This window comes from Alicycliphilus denitrificans K601, from assembly GCF_000204645.1.
Lineage (GTDB): Bacteria > Pseudomonadota > Gammaproteobacteria > Burkholderiales > Burkholderiaceae_C > Alicycliphilus > Alicycliphilus denitrificans.
The window spans coordinates 4,796,227-4,815,759 of sequence record NC_015422.1 but is presented as its reverse complement, the minus strand read 5'-3'; the positions used below and the strand labels follow the sequence as shown (position 1 = coordinate 4,815,759).

Below are 19,533 nucleotides of genomic sequence, written 5' to 3'. Positions count from 1 at the left end.
GGGCAGGCCCCGGGGCCGGGAGGCCGGGGCTGGCTGGCTCATGGTGGCGGATTACACCATGCCCGGCCCAGCGGTCGATCCGTTTGGATGAAAAGTGGCCGTAGCGCTTGTGCAGCAAGCGCTACGAGCTCTTCTTTCAGGAGTGGCCGAACACCGCGCGCCACAGCGCCAGGATGGCGTCGCGCTCGGCGGCCAGGGTCTCGGGCGGCACGCGCGTGGGCTCTTCGTTCAGGCGCGCGCGGTGCTGCACCTGGCGCAGCGTGCGGTAGGCGTCGGCGGCGGCGCGGCCCACGCCGGCCGGCAGCAGGCCGGCGCCCTCGGCGTGCTGCAGCAGCGCGATGTTGCCCAGGTTGCCCTGCAGCGCGGGGTGGTCCGCCGACTGCGACAGCACCAGGTACTGCACGGCGAATTCGGCATCGACCATGCCGCCCTCGCTGTGCTTGACGTCGAACAGGCCGGCAGGCACCGGGTGGGCGGCGCGCATGCGCTCGCGCATGGCGATGATCTCGGTGCGCAGCGCGGCCCGGTCGCGCGGGGCGGTGATGACGGCCTCGCGCACGGCATCGAAGCGCGCGCGCAGGTGCTCGCTGCCGAGCACGAAGCGCGCGCGCGTCATGGCCTGGTGCTCCCAGGTCCAGGCGGTGTTGCTGCCGCGCTGCTGCTGGTAGTCGGCGTAGGCCTTGAAGCTCGTGACCAGCAGGCCCGAGTTGCCGTTGGGGCGCAGGGCGGTGTCGATCTCGAACAGGTCGCCCTCGCCGGTCTTCACGGTGAGCCAGTTGATGAGCTTGCGCACGAAGGCGGCGTAGACCTCGGGGGCGCGCTCGTCGTCGTCGTCGAAGACGAAGACGATGTCCAGGTCGCTGCCGTAGCCCAGCTCCTTGCCGCCGAGCTTGCCGTAGCCAATGATGGCGAACTGCGGCTGGCCGTCATCCGTGCGGTGGCGGTTCCTGAGCCGGCCCCAGCACCATTGGGCCGTGACGCGCAGCACGCTGTCGGCCAGCGCCGAGAGGTCGTCCGCCACCTGCTCCACGGTGATGCGCCCCTCCACGTCGCGCGCCAGCGTGCGGAAGATCTCGGCGTGGTGGGCGCGGCGCAGCAGGTCGAGCAGGTTCTCGTCGTCGTCCTCGCCCGTGGACTGCAGCGCGGCCAGGCGCAGGCCCAGTTCATGCTCGAAGTCCGCCGCCACGAAGCGTTCGGACAGCAGGGCCTCGCTCGCGAGCTCGTCGATCACGCCCGGGTGCTGCAGCATGTAGCGCGCCGGCCACTTGGCCGCGCCCAGCAGGTGCAGCAGGCGCTCGTGCACCAGCGGGCGCTCCAGCAGCAGCGCCAGGTAGCTTTCGCGGCGCAGCAGGGGTTCGAGCCAGCCCACCAGGCGCACGGCGGCGACCTCGTTGACCCGGCCCTCGGCCAGCCAGCGGGCCGTGCGCTGCACGATGCGCAGCAGCCGCGCGCGCGCCTCGTCGCGCAGGCCCTGCACGCGCGGGTGCGTGCGCCATTCGGCCACGCGCTCGCGCAGTGCGGACGGCAGCTGCTCCAGCAGCGCCTCCAGCTCGGGCGCGGGCGCCTCGGCGGTGCGCGGCTTGCCGCAGCCGCCGTTGCCGCAGCGCTTGTGCTGCGCGCCGCCGAGCAGGGTGTCGAACTCCTGCGCCACGAGTTCGCGGTGGGCATCGAGCTCGCGCAGGAAATCGCAGCACGAAAGGCCCATGGTGCGGGCGATCCAGGCCAGGTCTTCGTCGCGCGTGGGCAGCACGTGGGTCTGCTGGTCGTCCAGGTACTGGATGCGGTGCTCCACGCGGCGCAGGAAGGTGTAGGCGGCGGCGAGCTGCGCGGCCGTCTCCCGCGACATGAGGCCGGCGCGCTCCAGGCGTTCGAGCGCCTCCAGCGTGGGGCGGCAGCGCAGCTCGGGGAACTGGCCGCCGCGCACCACCTGCAGCAGCTGCACGGTGAATTCGATCTCGCGGATGCCGCCGCGCGAGAGCTTCACGTCGTTGGCGCGCTCGGGGCGGCCGGCGCTGCGCTGCACGGCGTGGTCGCGGATCTGGTGGTGCAGCGCGCGCAGCGCGTCGAACACAGCGTAGTCCAGGTAGCGGCGGAACACGAAGGGCAGCACCACGCCGCGCAGCGCCTGCACGTTGGGCGTGCCCAGGCAGTCCAGCGGCGCCACCACCCGGCTCTTGAGCCAGGCGAAGCGCTCCCACTCGCGGCCATGCACCTGCAGGTAGTCCTCCAGCGCCGAGAGCGACAGCGCCGCCGGCCCCGAGTTGCCGTGGGGCCGCAGCGCCAGGTCCACGCGGAACACGAAGCCGTGCTCGGTGGTCTCGCCCACCAGGGCGTAGATGGCCTTGACGGCGCGCGCGAAGTATTCGTGGTTGGACAGCCTGCCGCGCCCGCCCTCCAGGCCGGCGGTCTCGCCGTCGTGCTCGTAGACGTAGACCAGGTCGATGTCGCTCGATACGTTGAGCTCGCGCGCGCCCAGCTTGCCCATGCCTACGACCCACAGCTGCACCGGCTGGCCCTGGGGCCCGAGCGGCGCGCCGTGGCGCGCGTCCAGCTCGGCGCGGGCCGCGCGGCAGGCGCGGTCCAGCGCCAGCTCGGCCAGCGCGGTCACGGGCAGGGTGATGTCGGAAAGCACCGCGCCCTGGTCGCAGTCCAGCGTGATGAGCCGGTGCATCACCAGCTGGCGCAGGATGCGCAGCGCCGCGCCCAGGTCGTGGCCGCGCGCCAGCAGGGACTCGCAGGCCTGGTCCATGGCGGCGTGGTCGGGCACGCCGGGCGCCAGCAGCGCCAGCTCGGCGCCATAGCGGCGCCCGAGGCGCTGGTGGAAGCGCGAATGGTGCGAGAGCGGGCCGCTGTCGGCTACGGATTCGGTGCAAGGCATGGGCATGGCAAGGGCTGGGTGGCGTGCATCGCCGCGGCGCCGGGGCAGAACCTATGGGGGGTGGGCGGGTCATAATTCCTGACGCCGTTTTCACTCGCCATGACAGAGCTTTCGTCCCATCCTTCCCGCCTTCTCCGGTTCGTGGCGGGCTGTGCGCGATGGGGGCTGGGGCTGCTGCTGGCCTTGTGGCTGCTGCTGGCGGCTGCCTGGGGGGCGCTGCACGGCTGGATTGTGCCGCGTATCGGCGATTTCCGCCCCCAGCTGGAGGCCCAGGCCCAGCGGGCACTGGGGGTTCCCGTGCGCATTGCCGCCGTCTCGGCGCGCAGCGAGGGGTTCTTTCCCGCCGTCGAGCTGTCCGGCGTGGCCCTGCTCGACCCGCAGGGCCGCGAGGCGCTGCGCCTGCCGCGCGTGGTGGTAGCGCTGTCGCCGCGCTCGCTGCTGCGCCTGGGGTTCGAGCAGATCTATATAGAGGGGCCTGAGCTGGACATACGCCGCGAGCAGGATGGCCGCATCTTCATCGCCGGCCTGAGCTTTCGCGACACTGGCGAGACCGACAGCGCCGCCGCCGACTGGCTGTTCGCGCAGCCCGAGGTGGCGATCCGCGGCGGCACTCTGCGCTGGAGCGACGCGCTGCGCGGGGCCGAGCCGCTGGCGCTGACCCAGGTGGACCTGGTGCTGCGCAACGGCGCCCTGCGCCACGGCATCCGCCTGGATGCGACGCCGCCGCCCGACTGGGGCGAGCGCTTCACGCTGCGCGGGCAGTTCCGCCAGCCGCTGCTCACCACGCACGGCGGCAACTGGCAGCGCTGGAGTGGCCAGATGTACGCCTATTTCGCGCAGGTGGACGTCTCGCGGCTCAACCGCCACGCGGACCTGGGAACCCTGCAGGTGCGCCAGGGCCGGGGCGCGCTGCGCGCCTGGGTGGACGTGCAGCAGGGCCGGGTCGTGGGCGGCGCGGCCGACATGGCGCTGGGCGCGGTCGATGCCACGCTGCGCCCGGACCTGCGCCCCCTGCTGCTGGGGACCGTGACGGGTCGGGTCGGCGGCCGCTGGCTGGACGATGGCTTCGAGCTGGCCACCCGGGACCTGCAGTTCGTGGCCGACGACGGTCTGCGCTGGACCGGCGGCAACCTCTTCCTGCGCCACACCGGCCAGGGCCGGGCGGGCTGGGAGCAGGGCGAGCTGCGCGCCGACCGGCTGGACCTGGCCGCGGTCTCGCAGATCGCCGGCCGCCTGCCCCTGGACGAGGCCGTGCACGGCGTGCTGCAGACCTATGCCCCGCGGGGCGTGGTGGAGCAGCTGCAGGCCGGCTGGCGCGGGCCGCTGCAAGAGCCGCGGCAGTACCAGCTGCGCGGCAAGGTGACGGGGCTGTCCCTCGCCGCGCAGGACGGCGTGCCCGCCGTGGCCGGCCTGGCGGGCGCGGACGTGGAGTTCGAGCTCACGCAGGCGGGCGGCCGCGCGGCGCTGGCCATGGCCGGCGGCAGGCTGCTGCTGCCCGGCGTCTTCGAGGACCCCGTGGTGCCAGTGCAGCAGCTCTCCGCCACCGTGCGCTGGCAGATCGAGGGCGAGCGCATCGCCGTGCAGGCCAGCGACCTGCGCTTCGCCAACGCCGACGCCCAGGGCGAGGCGCGCCTTGCCTGGCAGACGGCGGACCCGGCCACGTCGCCCGCGCGCGCGCGCCTGCCGGGAGTGCTGGACCTCGCGGGCACCTTGCAGCGGGCCGATGCCACGCGCGTGCACCGCTACCTGCCGCTGGCCGTGCCCGCGCAGGCGCGCCACTACGTGCGCGACGCCATCCGGGCGGGCAGTGCCAGCCAGGTGCAATTCCGCGTCAAGGGCGACCTGCACGACTTTCCCTACGGCCACGTGCCGCACCGGGGCGAATTCCGCGTGGCCGCCCAGGTCAAGGACGTGCGCTACGACTACGTGCCGCCGGCGCTGCTGGGGCCGGGCGACCGCCCCTGGCCGGCCCTGACGGGCCTGGGCGGCGAACTGGTCTTCGACCGCGCGGGCATGACCGTGCGCAACGCCACGGCCAGCTTCGCGGGCCGGCCCGCGGTGCGCGTGCAGAAGGTCGGCGCCAGGATCGCCGACCTGGAGCACAGCGTCGTCGAGGTCGATGCCCAGGTGCGCGGCCCGCTGCAGGACATGCTGGCGCTGGTCGGCGGCTCGCAGATCGCGCAGCTCACGCATGGCGCGCTGGACCGCGCCACGGCCAGCGGGGCGGCCGAGCTGCAGCTGGGCCTGAATCTGCCCATAGACGCCATGGAGCGCTCCAGCGTGCGTGGCAGCGTTCTGCTTACGGGCAACGAGGTGCGCTTCGTGCCCGAGGCGCCCACCGTGAGCGGCGCGCGCGGCGCGGTGCAGTTCAACGAGCACGGCTTCACCCTGGCCGGCGTGCAGGGCCAGGCGCTGGGCGGCGAGGTGCGCCTGGAGGGCGGCATGGGCGCGCAGGATTCCACGGTGCGCGTGCGCGCGCGCGGCACGGCCACGGCCGAGGGCCTGCGCGCTGCGCCGCAGCTGGGCCTGCTGTCGCGGCTTGCGCGCCACGCCAGCGGCAGCGCCGCCTACACCCTGAACCTGGGCGTGCGCCGCGGCGAGCCCGAGATACAGGTGAACACCGACCTGGTGGGCATGGCCCTCGCGGCGCCGGCCCCGCTGGGCAAGGCGGCGCAGGCGCCGCTGGCCGTGCGCTTCGACAACCAGCTCACGCGCGAGGCCGCGGCCTCGGACGACGCGCCGCTGCAGGACCAGCTGACGCTGGAGCTGGGCGGCGTGGCGCGGCTCGCCTATGTGCGCGCGCTCGACGGCGGGCAGCCGCGCGTGCTGCGCGGCGCCATCGCCGTGGGCGAGGTCGCGAAGGAGGGTCTGTCGCTGCCGGAGCAGGGCGTTTTCGCCAATGCGGCGCTGGCCGAGCTCGACGCCGATGCCTGGCGCGCGCTGCTCGACGATCCCGCGCCGGCCCCGGCCCCGGCCCCGGCCCCGGCCGCGCAGCCGGCCGGCGGGGGCCCGGCGCCGGACTACCTGCCCACCCGTCTGGCCCTGCGCGCGGCCACGCTCACCGCGCAGGGGCGCACGCTGCACGATGTGGTGGCCGGCGCCACGCGCGCCGGCACGGTCTGGCGCGCCAACGTGAGTGCCCGCGAGCTCGAAGGCTATCTGGAGTACCTGCCCGGCGGCGCGCCGGCCGCGGACGGGCAGGCGCCGCAGGACCGGCTGCATGCGCGCCTGGCGCGCCTGGCCATTCCCCAGGCCGCGGACATGCAGGTGAATGAACTGCTCGACGCACGGCAGCCGGGCAGGCTGCCGGCGCTGGACATCGTGGTGCAGGACTTCGAGCTGCGCGGCAGGCGCCTGGGCCGACTGGAAATCGAGGCCCGCAACCGCGCCGCCGCCGACGGCCAGCGCGAATGGCGGCTGTCACGCTTCAACCTGGTGGCGCCCGAGGCCACGCTCACCTCCAGCGGCAGCTGGGCCCTGCTCGGCGGCGCGGGCGGCGAGGCGCAGCGGCGCACGGCGATGGACTTCGAGCTCGACATCCGCGACTCGGGCGAGCTGCTGGCGCGCTTTGGCATGCCGGGCGTTCTGCGCCGCGGCCAGGGGCGCATGGCGGGCCAGGTGAGCTGGCTGGGCTCGCCCCTGTCGCCCGACTACCGCAGCATGACGGGGCAGATGCACGTGGACATGCAGGCGGGGCAGTTCCTCAAGGCCGAGCCGGGCCTGGCCAAGCTGCTCTCCGTGCTGAGCCTGCAGTCGCTGCCGCGGCGCTTCGCCCTGGACTTCCGCGACGTATTCAGCGAGGGCTTCGCCTTCGACTTCGTGCGCGGCGATGTGCACATCGCAAAGGGCGTGGCCACCACCAACAACCTGCAGATGAAGGGCGTGAACGCGGCCGTGCTCATGGAGGGCAGCGCCGACATCGCGCGCGAGACGCAGGACCTGCATGTGGTCGTGGTGCCCGAGATCAACGCCATGACGGCCTCGCTCGTGGCCACGGCCATCAACCCGGTCGTGGGCCTGGGCAGCTTCCTGGCCCAGGTCTTCCTGCGCGGGCCGCTGATCCAGGCGGCCACGCAGGACTTCCGCATCGACGGCACCTGGGCCGAGCCGCACGTGGAGCGCATCCGGGGCCGCAAGAGCACGCCGGCCGACGCCGCCGCAGTCCCTGAACCAGGAGGAAAACCATGAAAGTCGCTGCTCTGCAAATGGTCTCGGGCGTGGCCCTGCAGGCCAATCTGGACCAGGCACGCCGGCTGCTGGAGCAGGCTGCCCAGGCCGGCGCCGAGCTGGCCGTGCTGCCCGAGTATTTCAGCGCCATGGGCCTGCGCGACGAGGACAAGCTTGCGCTCGGCGAGACCCCGGGCGACGGACCCGTGCAGCGCTTCCTGGCCGACGCCGCGCGCTCTCTCGGCCTGTGGATCGTGGGCGGCACGCTGCCGCTGGCCACGGGCAGCCGGGAGCGCGTGCACAACAGCTCGCTGGTGTTCTCGCCCGAGGGCGCGTGCGTGGCGCGCTACGACAAGATCCACCTGTTCCGCTTCGACAACGGCCGCGAGCATTTCGACGAGGCGCGTGTGATCGAGGCCGGGACGCGCTGCGTCCACTTCGACCTGCTGGCGCGCGATGGCAGGCTCTGGCGCGTGGGCCTGTCGGTGTGCTACGACCTGCGCTTTCCCGAGCTGTACCGCGCGCATGCGCGCGCCGGCGCCGACCTGCTGCTGGTGCCCAGCGCCTTCACCTACACCACGGGGCGCGCGCACTGGGAGCTGCTGCTGCGCGCCCGCGCGGTGGAGAACCTGGCCTACGTGCTGGCGCCGGCCCAGGGCGGCACGCACGAGAACGGCCGGCGCACCTGGGGCCACAGCATGCTGGTGGACCCCTGGGGCCAGGTGCTGGCGCAGCAGGACGAAGGGGCCGGCGTGGTGCTGGGCGAGCTCGATGCGGGCCATCTGAACCAGGTGCGCGGCCAGTTGCCGGCGCTCACGCATCGCGTGCTGTGAGGGCGGTCGCCGTGGAGCAGGGCATGGAGCGGGGGGAGGGCGTGGAGGAGGCCGCGCCGGCCGATGCGCCTGAGCTGCCGCCGCAGGGCGTGGTGCAGCGGCGCCTGCGCCGCTGGGCGGGGGCGTGGCGCCGCTGGTCGCTGTGGGCGCTGCTGGTGCTGCTGGTGGCCAGCATGCTGGTCACGCTGGTGTGGCTGGCCGGCCGCTACGAGGCCAGCCAGGTGCAGGCCCGCCTGGAGCGCGACACGGCGGACGCCGTGGTCGACATACGCAATGCCTTCGCGCACAACCTGCAGAACCTGCAGGCGCTGCAGGCGGGCGACCCCGACCTGGCCTCGTGGGAGGCGCGCGCGGCCGAGCTGCTCGCCACGCGGCGCGAGCTGGTGCGCATCGAGTGGCGCGACGCGCAGCTGCAGCTGCGCGCGCATGCCGAATCACCCTACCGCCCGCAGCACTGGGACCCGAGCAAGCGCAGCAGCCTGCACTCGGAGGCCGCGCTGGCCTGCACCAACGCGCAGCGCATCAACGGCCCGTCGTACTCCAGCAGCTACTTCCAGCCCCTGCCCGATGGCGCGGGCGCGGAGATGATGGAGGTCTGCCTGCCGCAGATCCAGGACCGGCGCGTGCGCGGCTTCGTCGTGGCCACCTATGCGCTGCAGACCGTGCTGCAGGACCTCGTCGCGCCCGGCCTGCAGCGCACCCAGGAGGTGTCGTTCACCGAGGCCGACGGCACGCGCCTGGCGCTCATCGGCGCCATGCGCCGCGGCTCGCGCATGTTCACGGCGCAGCAGCTGTTCGACCTGCCGGGCAACACGCTGGTGCTGCGCATGGACGGCTGGCATGCCGCGCCCAGCGTGTTCCCCAACGTGCTCACGGCGCTGGTCACGGCCATGTCGATCGCCCTGGTGACGGTGCTGGTGGTGCTGGTGCGCGACAACCGGCGGCGCCTGCGCGCCGAGCGCGACCTGGGCGATGCGCTGGCGTTCCGCAAGACCATGGAGGACTCGCTGCTCACGGGCCTGCGCGCGCGCGACCTGAGCGGCCGCATCACCTACGTGAACCCGGCCTTCTGCGACATGGTGGGCTACGCGGCCGAGGAGCTCGTGGGCCAGGCATTGCCGCCGTACTGGCCGCCCGAGCATGCGCACGAATACGCCGAGCGCCAGTCCGTGCGCATGGCGGGCCGGCTCGACCCGCCGCGCGAGGGCTACGAAACCATCTTCATGCGCAAGGACGGAACGCGCTTTCCCGTGATGATCTACGAGGCGCCGCTGATCAACGCCCATGGCCTGCACACGGGCTGGATGGGCTCGTTCCTGGATGTGAGCGAGCAGCGCCGCGTGGAGGAGCTCTCGCGCGCTTCGCACGAGCGCCTGCAGGCCACGGCGCGCCTGGCCACCGTGGGCGAGATGGCCTCGCTCCTGAGTCACGAGCTGAACCAGCCGCTGGCGGCCATCTCCAGCTACGCCACGGGCTCGCTGAACCTGCTGGAGTGCCCGGCCGGCTGCGCGCAGCCGGCGCCGCAGGACCTCGCCGACGTGCGCGTGGCCGTGCAGCGCATCGCGGCCCAGGCCGAGCGCGCGGGCCGCGTGATCAAGAGCGTGCACGACTTCGTGCGCCGGCGCGACCAGTCGCGCGAGCCGGTCACGGCGCAGGACCTGTTCGATGCCGTGCTGCCGCTGATACGGCTGCAGGCGAACAAGGTGGGAGTGCGCGTGCTGCTGGACATCAGGCCGGGCCTGCCCCGGGTGCTGTGCGATACCACCATGGTCGAGCAGGTGCTGCTCAACCTGGCGCGCAACGCCATGCAGGCCATGGACAGCCCGGACATCCACCCGCGGATCCTGGAGCTGCGGGTGCGCCGCGCCGCGTGCAACGCCGCCAAGGGCTGGCTCGAATTCTCCGTCGCCGACATGGGGGTGGGCATCGCGCCGGAGGTGGCCGAGCGCCTGTTCACGCCGTTCTACACCACGCGCGCCGAGGGCATGGGGCTGGGCCTGAGCCTGTGCCGCACGGTGGTGGAGCAGCACGGCGGCTTCCTCGGCCATGCGGCGCGCACGCCCCGTGGTACGGTATTCACCTTCACCCTCCCTGCATTTCAGGAAACCGAGCTCTGATGGAACCCGCCTCCAACGCCACCGTGTACATCGTGGACGACGACGCCGAAGTGCGCGAGGCACTGGCTTGGCTGCTGCGCTCGCGCCGCGTGTTCAGCGAGGCCTTCGCCAGCGCCGAGGCCTTCGAACTCATGCTGGCCGAGCGCGCCGCCAGCGGCCTGTCCCAGCGCCAGCCCTGCTGCCTGCTGCTGGACGTGCGCATGCCCGGCATGAGCGGCCTGGCCCTGTTCGACAAGATGGTCGAGCGCGGCGACACCGCCGCCATCCCCGTGATCTTCCTGACCGGCCATGCCGACGTGCCCACGGCCGTGGCCACGGTCAAGCGCGGCGCGTTCGACTTCTGCGAAAAACCCTTCTCGGACAATCAGCTCGTGGACCGCGTGCAGGAGGCGCTGGCCTTGTCGGCGCGGCACCTGCAGGCTTGCCGCGCGCGCCACGAGCTGCAGGACAGGCTGGCCGAGCTCACCGAGCGCGAACGCGACGTGATGCGCCTGGTGGTCGAGGGCCTGCCCAACAAGCTGATCGCCGACCAGCTCGACATCAGCGTGCGCACGGTGGAGGTGCACCGCGCGCGCGTGTTCGACAAGATGCAGGTCAAGTCGGCGGTGGAGCTGGCCAACCTGCTGCGCTCTTAGCCACCATGAAAATGAAAAGGCAGGCCCGCTGGGCCTGCCTTGAGGGGGCGTCTTGCCTCAGCCCTGGCGCTCGCCCATGAAGATCTCCACACGGCGGTTGCGCGCGCGGCCCTCGGCCGTGTCGTTGCTGGCGATGGGTTCACGCGACCCGCGGCCGTCCACGTGGATGCGCGCGCCGCTCACGCCACGCGCCGTGAGGTAGTTGCGCGTGCTCGTGGCGCGGTCGAGCGACAGCGGGTCGTTGATGGCGTCGTTGCCCGTGGAGTCCGTGTGGCCGATGATGCGCACTTCGGCATTGGGGTTGTTGCGCAGACCTTCGGCAAAGCGATCGAGGATGGGGCGAAAGCTGGGCTGGATGTCCGAGCGGTTGGTGGCGAACGAGATGTCGCTGGGGATGTCGAGCTTGAGCTGGTTGTCCGCCGTCTGCGTCACCGTGACGCCCGTGCCTTGCGTGGCGGCCTGCATCTCCTGCTTCTGCTTTTCCATGTGCTGCGACCAGATGTAGGTGCCCAGGGCACCCACGCCCGCGCCGATCACGGCGCCCGTGCCCGCGCGGCCCCCGGTCATGGCGCCGATGGCGGCTCCGCCCAGGGCGCCCGCGCCCGCGCCGATGGCCGTGCGGCGCTGGGTTTCGCTCATGTCTGCGCAGCCGGTGGCCAGCATGACGACTGCGACGGTGCCGATGAGAAGAGGTTTGCGCATGAGTCGCTCCTTGTGTTCAGTGGATGGGTGCCCTGCACAGCGTAGCCAGCGCCGCGGGCGTGGTCTGTAGGACGCGGTCCCTGCCGGGAGAGGGCATCGTGAACAACTGTGGATAGGTGCCGGGCGCTCATTCGTCCTTGTCGGCGGGCGGCGGCAGCTCGCCGCGCTTGCGGCCCGAGAACATGGTCCACCAGAGAATTCCCACAAAGATCAGCAGCGCCACCAGCGCCTCAAGCAAAATCAGCACCATGAATGTTCGTCTCCCGCGCCTGGTCTGGATGGCGCTGATTGTAGGAATGCTGGCGGCCTGCTCCACGCCGGTGCCCATGGCGCCGTCCACGGCGCCCACGGCGCGGCCCGGGCCCGCCGGGCCGGTGGCCGTGCCCGGCACGCTTAGCCAGTCCAAGAGCCGCTGGGTGCCAGTGGCCTGGAATGAACTGCCGGGCTTCGAGGGCGACGCGCTGCACGAGGCCTGGAACGCCTGGCTGCGCAGTTGCGAGCGCCCTGCGCCGGCCTTTGCGCCGCTGTGCGGCGACGTGCGCCGCCTGACCATCGCCTCGCCCGAGGAGCAGCGCGAATGGATGATGCAGCGCCTGCAGCCCTACCGCATCGAGTCGCTCGACGGCGGCGCCGACGGCCTGCTCACGGGCTATTTCGAGCCCTACTTGGACGCTGCGCGCCAGCCGGGCAATGGGTTCGTCGTGCCCCTGTATGCGCCTCCGGCGGATCTGGCGGCGCGTAGGCCCTGGTACACGCGCCAGCAGATCGAGACCCTGCCGCAGGCGCAGGCCGCCCTGGCCGGCCGCGCCATCGCCTGGGTGCGCGACCCCGTGCAGGCCATGGTGCTGCACATCCAGGGCTCGGGACGGCTGCGCGTGCAGGAGGCCGACGGCAGCCAGCGCCTGGTGCGCCTGGCGTTCGCGGGCACCAATGACCAGCCCTACAGGAGCGTGGGCAAGTGGCTGCTGGACCAGGGCCTGGTGCGCGACGCCACCTGGCCGGGCATCAGCGCCTGGGTGGCGCAGAACCCCCAGCGCGTCAACGAGATGCTGTGGTCCAACCCGCGCTACGTGTTCTTCCGCGAGGAGCCGCTCGACGCCCTGGACGCCGCCTTCGGCCCCAAGGGCGCGCAGGGCGTGCCGCTCACGCCGGGGCGCTCGATCGCCGTGGACCGCCAGAGCATCCCCTATGGCACGCCCGTGTGGTTGGCCTCCAGCGGCCCCACGGCCCAGCTGTCGCGCCTGGTGCTGGCGCAGGACACGGGCAGCGCCATCCTGGGCGCCGTGCGCGCCGACTATTTCACGGGTTGGGGCCAGGAGGCGGGCGACATGGCCGGGCGCCTGAAGCAGAACCTGCGCCTGTGGGCGCTGTGGCCTCGTTGATGCTCATCGATCGATAGCTGTCAGCGCTTTACGCACGGCGTTTTCAATAAATAAAACATTGAAATGCCACGCATTTGAAGCGCTGGAAGCTATCGATAGGGAAGCGCTCTACTCCTCTTCCACCACGTAGCGCGAGACCACGGGTGGCGCGTCGCCCACGTGGAAGGCGTTCTTGCGGTCGCGCAGCGCCACGTCGGAGGCGGTGACGCGGTCGAAGCGGCGCAGATGCTCGGTCCACGACTCGTCCACGATGCGCTCGACGTAGCGGCACGGGTCGGCGATGTCGTGCTGCAGTTCCCAGCTCAGGGCGCCCTGGCGCAGGCGTGCGCGGCGGGTTTCCTGCATGACGGCGCGGAATTCGGCCGCGCGTGCGGGGTTGATGAAGTACTCGACGCTCGTGACCAGGCGCAGGCCCGCGGCCGGGGGCGTCTCGGCCTGGGGGGCCTTGAAGGCGTGCGAGGGGCTCAGGTCTTCCTCGCCGTGGCGGTTGCTCACCAGGCGCTGCACCAGGGCCATGGCCGCCACGCCAGCGGCGGCGGCCAGCGCCAGGCTGACGTGCACGGTGGTCAGCGCCGCCACCTGGCCCCACAGCGCCGCGCCCAGGGCCGTGGCGCCCATGATGGCCATCTGCAGGATGGACATGCCGCGCGCGCGCACCCAGTTGGGCAGCGCGAACTGAGCCGCCACCACGAGCACGTTGGCCGTGGTGATCCAGGCCGCGCCCGCGAGCACCATGGCCGGCACGGCGATATAGACGCTGGGCGCGATGGCCACGACCGAGACGGCCAGAGCCTGCAGCAGCATGCCGACGCTCACCAGCCGGTCCGTCGCCATCATCTGGCGCAGGCGCGGCAGGAGCATGGCGGCGCCGATCGCGCCCGCCCCCATGGAGGCCAGCAGTACCGTGAAGGTGCCGGCGCCGCCGCCTTCGAGTTCGCGCGCCACCAGAGGCAGCAGCGCCATCAGGGACGTGGCATGCAGGAAGAAGACGGAGATGCGCCACATCACGGCGCGCATGGGGGGGGATTCGCGCACGAACTGCAGGCCCACGCGCATGGCGCTGCCCAGGCGTTCGCGCCCCAGCGGGTTGGGCGTGGGCTGGCGCCGCCAGCGCATGATGGTGAAGGCCGCGACCAGCGACAGCACGGCGTTGAACACGAATACCCAGGCGCTGCCCGCGCTGGCGATGATGGCGCCGGCCAGCAGCGGCCCGATGATGCGCGAGGCGTTCACGGCCACGCCGTTGAGCGCCAGCGCCGCGGGCAGGTGGTGGCGGTCCACGAGTTCGGGCACGATGGCCGAGAACACCGGCCAGCGCATGGCCATGCCTATGCCGTTGGCGAAGGTGAGGGCCAGCAGCAGGTAGGCGTTGAGCCCGCCGGACAGCACGGCCAGGCACAGCACCACGGCCACGATGGCCACCCAGAACTGCGTGGCCATGAAGTAGCGCCGCCGGTCCAGTATGTCAGCCAGCGCGCCGCTGGGCAGGCCCAGCAGGAACACGGGCAGGTTGGATGCCGTCTGCACCAGGGCCACCAGCACGGGCGAGGTGGTCAGCGTGGTCATCAGCCAGGCGGCGGCCACGTCGTTCATCCACATGCAGGTGTTGGCCATCAGCCAGGTGAGCCAGAGCATGCGGAACACCGGCGCGGACAGCGGCGCCAGCGGCGACTGCGGAGCGCGCTCGGCGGCGCTGCGCCGCAGCTCGGCCTGGGCGGCGGCCTCGGCGGCGTCTGCGATGTCGGAAGTCCGGTTGGCCTGGGTGTCCGGCGCCATGGGGTCCGGGGCGGTGTTGTCGTGGGCGGGCTGTGGCGGCATGGGGCTGCCTATTGTCGCGGGGATGGGCCGGGCGCGCCAAGCGCCCGCGCGCATTCCTTCAAGGTTCTCGGAAATTCAAGCAAAAATGGCCTAAAACGGCCATGTAGAAAGCGCCAGCAGCTATTTTATTGGTAGTGGACGTTCAGCCCAGATGGGTCAGCGGCAGCGCCCCGCCGGCCTTGACCTCGCCCAGCGAGAAGCTGGTGTGCATGTCCTTCACGTTGGGCAGGTTCAGCAGCACGGTGCGCGCGAACTGCGAGAAGCTGTCCAGGTCGCGCGCCACCACCTGCAGCTCGAAGGTGCCGGTGCCGCTGATGTAGTGGCAGGAGACGACCTCGGGAATCTTGGCGATGGCCTGCTCCATGGCGCGCGTCAGGTCGCCCGTGCTGCGCTCGGCGTCCAGGCGCACGAAGGCCAGCACGCCCAGGCCGATCTTGTGGCGGTCGATCTCGGCGCGGTAGCCGCGGATGAAGCCCGACTCCTCCAGCGCGCGCACGCGGCGCCAGCAGGGTGCGGCCGACAGGCCCACGCGCTGGGCCAGTTCGGCATTGGTCAGGCGCGCGTCCTGCTGCAGCTCGCGCAGGATGGCAAGGTCGTATTTGTCGAGTGTTTCCATTTTTTGATTGTTTTTGGAAAGATCCTTTCCCGCATCGGGATAAACACGGCAAACAAAGCAAACACATATCCATGGTCGGCGCATACACTGCGCGACAGGGCCAGCGGCTTGCCGGCTGCCGGCCGATTCGTCGTGCCCACGAGGGCCGTGCACCGAAAAAACACCCACGGAGACACACCATGAATGCCCCCCTGCCCGAACCTGTGCGCCGCGCGCTGGAGGCGGTGACCCTCGAAGACAAATACACCCTGGGCCAGGGCCGCGCCTTCATGAGCGGCGTGCAGGCCCTGGTGCGCCTGCCCATGCTGCAGCGCCAGCGCGACGCGGCGGCGGGTCTGAACACGGCGGGCTTCATCAGTGGCTACCGCGGCTCGCCGCTGGGCGGCTACGACCAGGCGCTGTGGAGCGCGCGCAAGCACCTGGCGGACAACCACATCGTCTTCCAGCCCGGCGTGAACGAGGAGCTGGGCGCCACGGCCGTGTGGGGCACGCAGCAGCTCGACCTGTACCCGCAAAGCAGGAAGTACGACGGCGTGTTCGGCATCTGGTACGGCAAGGGGCCGGGCGTGGACCGCAGCGGCGATGTGTTCAAGCACGCCAACATGGCTGGCACGGCGCGCCACGGCGGCGTGATCGCCGTGGCGGGCGACGACCACATCAGCAAGAGCAGCACGGCCGCGCACCAGAGCGACCACATCTTCAAGGCCTGCGGCCTGCCGGTGTTCTTCCCAAGCACCGTGCAGGACATCCTGGACATGGGCCTGCACGCCTTCGCCATGAGCCGCTTCTCGGGCCTGTGGTCGGGCATGAAGACGGTGCAGGAGGTGGTGGAGTCCTCCGCCAGCATCTCGGTGGACCCCGACCGCGTGAAGATCGTGCTGCCCGAGGACTTCCAGATGCCCCCCGGCGGCCTGCACATCCGCTGGCCCGACGCGCCCCTGGAGCAGGAGGCGCGCCTGATGGACTACAAGTGGTACGCCGCCCTGGCCTACGTGCGCGCCAACCGGCTCAACTACAACGTGGTCCAGGGCCCGGATGACCGCTTCGGCCTCATCGCCAGCGGCAAGGCCTTCAACGACATGCGACAGGCCCTGGCGGACCTGGGCCTGGACGACGACACCTGCCGGCGGCTGGGCATCCGCGTGCACAAGGTCAACGTGGTCTGGCCGCTGGAGGCGGGCATCACGCGCGACTTCGCGCAGGGCCTGCAGGAGATCCTGGTGGTGGAGGAGAAGCGCCAAGTCATCGAATACCAGATCAAGGAGCAACTCTACAACTGGCGCGCCGACGTGCGCCCGGACGTGCTCGGCAAGTTCGACGAGGTCGAGGGCGACCACTCCGGCGGCGAGTGGGGCATGCCCAACCCGAGCCAGAACTGGCTGCTGCGCCCCAAGGCCGACCTGACGCCGGCCATCATCGCCAAGGCCATCGCCAAGCGGTTGAAGAAGCTGGGTGTGCCCGAGGACGTCGTGGCGCGCATGGATGCCCGGCTCTCGGTCATCGAGGCGCGCGAGCGCGGCATGGCCGGGCACAAGGTCGACACGGGCGAGCGCATGCCCTGGTTCTGCAGCGGCTGCCCGCACAACACCAGCACGCGCGTGCCCGAGGGCAGCCGCGCCGTGGCCGGCATAGGCTGCCACTACATGGCCAACTGGATGCCCGACAGGAACACCAGCACCTTCACCCAGATGGGCGGCGAGGGCGTGACCTGGGTGGGCCAGGCGCCGTTCACCAAGGACAGGCATGTGTTCGCCAACCTGGGCGACGGCACCTACTTCCACAGCGGGCTGCTGGCCATACGCCAGAGCATCGCCGCGGGCGCCAACATCACTTACAAGATCCTCTACAACGACGCCGTGGCCATGACCGGCGGCCAGCAGGTGGGCGAGCGGCCCGAGGGCCATTCGGTGGCGCAGATCGCCCACAGCCTGCGCGCCGAGGGCGTGGCCAGGCTCGTGGTGGTGACCGACGAGCCGGCCAAGTACCAGGGCCGCACGCACCCGGCCAACGCCGCGCGTGCCGGCCACCCCGAGCTGCTCGACGACCTGCCGCCGGGCGTGCAGGTGTTCCACCGCGACGAGCTCGACCGCATCCAGCGCGAGCTGCGCGACACCCCCGGCTGCACCGCACTGATCTACGACCAGACCTGCGCGACGGAGAAGCGCCGGCGCAGGAAGCGCGGCAAGCTGGCCACGCCCGCCAAAACGGTGGTCATCAACGAACTGGTCTGCGAGGGCTGCGGCGACTGCTCCGTGCAGTCGAACTGCCTGTCGGTGGAGCCCGTGGAGACCGACTTCGGCCGCAAGCGCCGCATCAACCAGAACAGCTGCAACAAGGACTACTCCTGCGTGAAGGGCTTCTGCCCCAGCTTCGTGACCATCGAGGGCGGATCGCTCAGGAAGCCCAGGAAGGAGAAGAAGGGCAGCCTCTCCGGCCTGCCGCCCATCCCCGAGCCCGCGCTGCCCGCGCTGGATGCCGCCTGGGGCATCGTCGTGGCCGGCGTGGGCGGCACGGGGGTGATCACCATCGGTTCCCTCCTGGGCATGGCCGCGCACCTGGAGGGCAAGGGCGTGGTCACGCAGGACGCCGCGGGCCTGGCACAAAAGGGCGGCTCCACCTGGAGCCACGTGCAGATCGCGCGCCGCCCCGAGGACATCCACACCACCAAGGTGGACACGGCCAAGGCCGACCTGGTGATCGGCTGCGACCCCATCGTCGCGGCCAACCCGGCCACGCTGGCCGTCATGCAGCCGGGCCGCAGCTTCGTGGCGCTGAACACGCATGGCACGCCCGCCGCGGCCTTCGTGCACAACCCCGACTGGCGCTTCCCCGCCGAGGGCTGCGAGGCCGCCATCGCCGAGGCCGTGGGCCCGGGCCTGCTGGGCGTGTTCGATGCCGAGCGCGCCGCCACCGAGTTGCTGGGCGACAGCATCTACACTAACCCGCTGATCCTGGGCTACGCTTGGCAGAAGGGCCGCGTGCCGCTCACGCACGCCGCGCTCATGCGCGCCATGGAGCTCAACGGCGTGCAGGTCGAGAACAACCAGGCCGCGTTCGAGTGGGGCCGCCGCTGCGCGCACGACCTCGCCGCCGTGCAGGCGCTCTACCAGGCCGCGCAGGTGATCCAGTTCGTCAAGAAACCGGGCCTTGCCGAGATGGTGGACAGGCGCGTCGAGTTCCTCACCGGCTACCAGAATGCCGCCTACGCCGCCGAGTACAAGGCCTTCGTGGACAAGGTGCAGGCCGCGGAGGGCGCGCTGGGCCAGGGCACGCGCCTGACCGAGGCCGTGGCGCGCTACCTGTTCAAGCTCATGGCCTACAAGGACGAGTACGAGGTGGCGCGCCTGCACACCGACCCGGCCTTCACCCAGCGCCTCGAAGGCATGTTCGAGGGCGACTGGCGCATCGTGCACCACCTGGCGCCGCCCACGTTCGCCAAGCACGACGACACGGGCCAACTCGTCAAGAAGAGCTACGGCCCCTGGATGCGCAAGGCCATGGGCGTGCTGGCCCGGTTCAAGGGCCTGCGCGGCACCGCGCTCGACCCGTTCGGCCGTACCGAGGAGCGCAAGACCGAGCGCGCGCTGATCCGGGAATACCGCGCCTGCGTCGACGAACTACTCGCGGGCCTGTCGGCCGAACGGCTGCCCCTGGCCGCCGAGATCGCGCGCATCCCCGAGGACATCCGCGGCTACGGCCACGTGAAGGAACGCCACCTGCAGGCGGCGCGCAAGAAATGGTTCGCGCTCATGGACCGCTGGCGTGCCCCGGCCCAGGCGCCCCGGCGCACCGCCTGAAGTGCTTTGTTTTCGATAGCTGCTGGCGATTTACTGGCAAGCGCTGGCGGTTATTTTCATTGGAGACGCGGCAAGCCCTGGAGTCCGGCGGGCCTTGCCATGCGGGCGCTGGCGCACGCCGCATACAATTACCTGTTGCCCTCGCGGCAGGCCCCGTGGGGCGTGTCAGACCTTCCATCCCTAGTTTGAGTGGAGCTTCTCCCGTGTTTATCTCTTCCGCCTTTGCACAAACCGCACCCGCCGCAGCCGCCGAGGGCGGCCTGATGGGTTCGCTCACCGGCATGCTGCCGCTGGTGCTGATGTTCGTGGTGCTGTACTTCATCATGATCCGGCCCCAGATGAAGCGCCAGAAAGAGCACCGCGCCATGATCGACGCCCTGGCCAAGGGCGACGAGGTGGCCACGGCCGGCGGCCTGCTGGGCAAGGTGGCGGGCCTGTCCGAGGGCTATATCCAGCTGGAGATCGCCAGCGGCGTGCAGGTGCAGGTGCAGCGCAGCGCCGTCTCCCAGGTGCTGCCCAAGGGCACCGTCAAGTAATCCCGGGCCGGTTTTCCCAGGCCCGCGGGCCTGTTTCCGGGGGGCGGGCCCG

12 protein-coding genes are annotated in these 19,533 nt (G+C 71.4%); 7 read left to right on the top strand and 5 right to left on the bottom strand.

What is annotated here, in order from left to right; genetic code table 11:
- Positions 1–136: 136 nt before the first annotated feature.
- Entirely contained in the window at positions 137–2,884 is a 2,748-nt protein-coding gene (gene glnE / locus ALIDE2_RS22735; RefSeq protein WP_013520986.1) for a bifunctional [glutamate--ammonia ligase]-adenylyl-L-tyrosine phosphorylase/[glutamate--ammonia-ligase] adenylyltransferase, read from the bottom strand.
- 93 nt (positions 2,885–2,977) lie between these two features.
- On the opposite strand from glnE, the gene ALIDE2_RS22730 reads away from it, so the two are divergent.
- Genes ALIDE2_RS22730 through ALIDE2_RS22715 form a run of 4 tightly spaced genes read left to right on the top strand, consistent with a single transcriptional unit; the run spans position 2,978 to position 10,630 of the window.
- Entirely contained in the window at positions 2,978–7,066 is a 4,089-nt protein-coding gene (locus ALIDE2_RS22730) for a YhdP family protein (protein ID WP_013723238.1), read from the top strand.
- Positions 7,063–7,878 carry a carbon-nitrogen hydrolase family protein gene (locus ALIDE2_RS22725; protein ID WP_013723237.1) on the top strand — a complete coding sequence of 272 codons (816 nt, stop codon included), beginning with the start codon at positions 7,063–7,065 and terminating at the stop codon, positions 7,876–7,878. The genes ALIDE2_RS22730 and ALIDE2_RS22725 overlap by 4 nt, the downstream gene beginning before the upstream one ends.
- Before the next feature lie 23 nt (positions 7,879–7,901).
- Positions 7,902–9,995: a two-component system sensor histidine kinase NtrB gene (locus ALIDE2_RS22720; RefSeq protein ID WP_013520983.1), complete on the top strand. Its 2,094-nt coding sequence runs from the start codon at positions 7,902–7,904 to the stop codon at positions 9,993–9,995.
- Positions 9,995–10,630, top strand: a complete 636-nt coding sequence (locus ALIDE2_RS22715) for a response regulator transcription factor (protein WP_013520982.1) — start codon at positions 9,995–9,997, stop codon at positions 10,628–10,630. The genes ALIDE2_RS22720 and ALIDE2_RS22715 overlap by 1 nt, the downstream gene beginning before the upstream one ends.
- A gap of 57 nt (positions 10,631–10,687) precedes the next feature.
- Here ALIDE2_RS22715 and ALIDE2_RS22710 read toward each other — a convergent pair whose 3' ends face one another.
- Positions 10,688–11,332 carry a YiaD family glycine zipper/OmpA-like lipoprotein gene (locus tag ALIDE2_RS22710; protein WP_013520981.1) on the bottom strand — a complete coding sequence of 215 codons (645 nt, stop codon included), beginning with the start codon at positions 11,330–11,332 and terminating at the stop codon, positions 10,688–10,690.
- Positions 11,333–11,459: 127 nt separating this feature from the next.
- Positions 11,460–11,582, bottom strand: a complete 123-nt coding sequence (locus ALIDE2_RS25680; RefSeq protein ID WP_013520980.1) for a hypothetical protein — start codon at positions 11,580–11,582, stop codon at positions 11,460–11,462.
- Here ALIDE2_RS25680 and mltA point away from each other — a divergent pair.
- Positions 11,581–12,714, top strand: coding sequence for a murein transglycosylase A (mltA, locus tag ALIDE2_RS22705; protein ID WP_238530073.1), 1,134 nt, complete (start codon positions 11,581–11,583; stop codon positions 12,712–12,714). The genes ALIDE2_RS25680 and mltA overlap by 2 nt on opposite strands.
- Positions 12,715–12,822: 108 nt before the next feature.
- On the opposite strand, the gene ALIDE2_RS22700 is transcribed toward mltA, so the two are convergent.
- Positions 12,823–14,532 (bottom strand): MFS transporter, encoded by a 1,710-nt coding sequence (locus ALIDE2_RS22700; RefSeq protein WP_013520978.1) that lies wholly within the window; start codon positions 14,530–14,532, stop codon positions 12,823–12,825.
- A gap of 142 nt (positions 14,533–14,674) precedes the next feature.
- The gene (locus tag ALIDE2_RS22695; RefSeq protein WP_013520977.1) at positions 14,675–15,148 is read right to left on the bottom strand and encodes an Lrp/AsnC family transcriptional regulator; all 474 of its coding nucleotides are present in this window, start codon (positions 15,146–15,148) and stop codon (positions 14,675–14,677) included.
- Between the two features lie 179 nt (positions 15,149–15,327).
- On the opposite strand from ALIDE2_RS22695, the gene ALIDE2_RS22690 reads away from it, so the two are divergent.
- A complete protein-coding gene (locus ALIDE2_RS22690) occupies positions 15,328–18,945 on the top strand; it encodes an indolepyruvate ferredoxin oxidoreductase family protein (protein ID WP_013520976.1) in 3,618 nt (1,205 codons plus the stop codon).
- A 203-nt stretch (positions 18,946–19,148) separates the two neighbouring features.
- Complete coding sequence (gene yajC / locus ALIDE2_RS22685; protein ID WP_013520975.1) at positions 19,149–19,481, top strand: preprotein translocase subunit YajC; 333 nt, start codon at positions 19,149–19,151, stop codon at positions 19,479–19,481.
- Positions 19,482–19,533: the final 52 nt, after the last annotated feature.

What these genes read in the sequence shown, in the direction of transcription:
- mltA (WP_238530073.1), top strand. Translation starts at nt 11,581, where the DNA reads ATGAATGTTCGTCTCCCGCGCCTGGTCTGGATGGCGCTGATTGTAGGA.
- ALIDE2_RS22710 (WP_013520981.1), bottom strand. Translation starts at nt 11,332, where the DNA reads ATGCGCAAACCTCTTCTCATCGGCACCGTCGCAGTCGTCATGCTGGCC.
- ALIDE2_RS22725 (WP_013723237.1), top strand. Translation starts at nt 7,063, where the DNA reads ATGAAAGTCGCTGCTCTGCAAATGGTCTCGGGCGTGGCCCTGCAGGCC.
- ALIDE2_RS22720 (WP_013520983.1), top strand. Translation starts at nt 7,902, where the DNA reads ATGGAGCGGGGGGAGGGCGTGGAGGAGGCCGCGCCGGCCGATGCGCCT.
- ALIDE2_RS22700 (WP_013520978.1), bottom strand. Translation starts at nt 14,532, where the DNA reads ATGCCGCCACAGCCCGCCCACGACAACACCGCCCCGGACCCCATGGCG.
- ALIDE2_RS22695 (WP_013520977.1), bottom strand. Translation starts at nt 15,148, where the DNA reads ATGGAAACACTCGACAAATACGACCTTGCCATCCTGCGCGAGCTGCAG.
- ALIDE2_RS22690 (WP_013520976.1), top strand. Translation starts at nt 15,328, where the DNA reads ATGAATGCCCCCCTGCCCGAACCTGTGCGCCGCGCGCTGGAGGCGGTG.
- ALIDE2_RS22715 (WP_013520982.1), top strand. Translation starts at nt 9,995, where the DNA reads ATGGAACCCGCCTCCAACGCCACCGTGTACATCGTGGACGACGACGCC.
- ALIDE2_RS25680 (WP_013520980.1), bottom strand. Translation starts at nt 11,582, where the DNA reads ATGGTGCTGATTTTGCTTGAGGCGCTGGTGGCGCTGCTGATCTTTGTG.
- glnE (WP_013520986.1), bottom strand. Translation starts at nt 2,884, where the DNA reads ATGCCCATGCCTTGCACCGAATCCGTAGCCGACAGCGGCCCGCTCTCG.
- ALIDE2_RS22730 (WP_013723238.1), top strand. Translation starts at nt 2,978, where the DNA reads ATGACAGAGCTTTCGTCCCATCCTTCCCGCCTTCTCCGGTTCGTGGCG.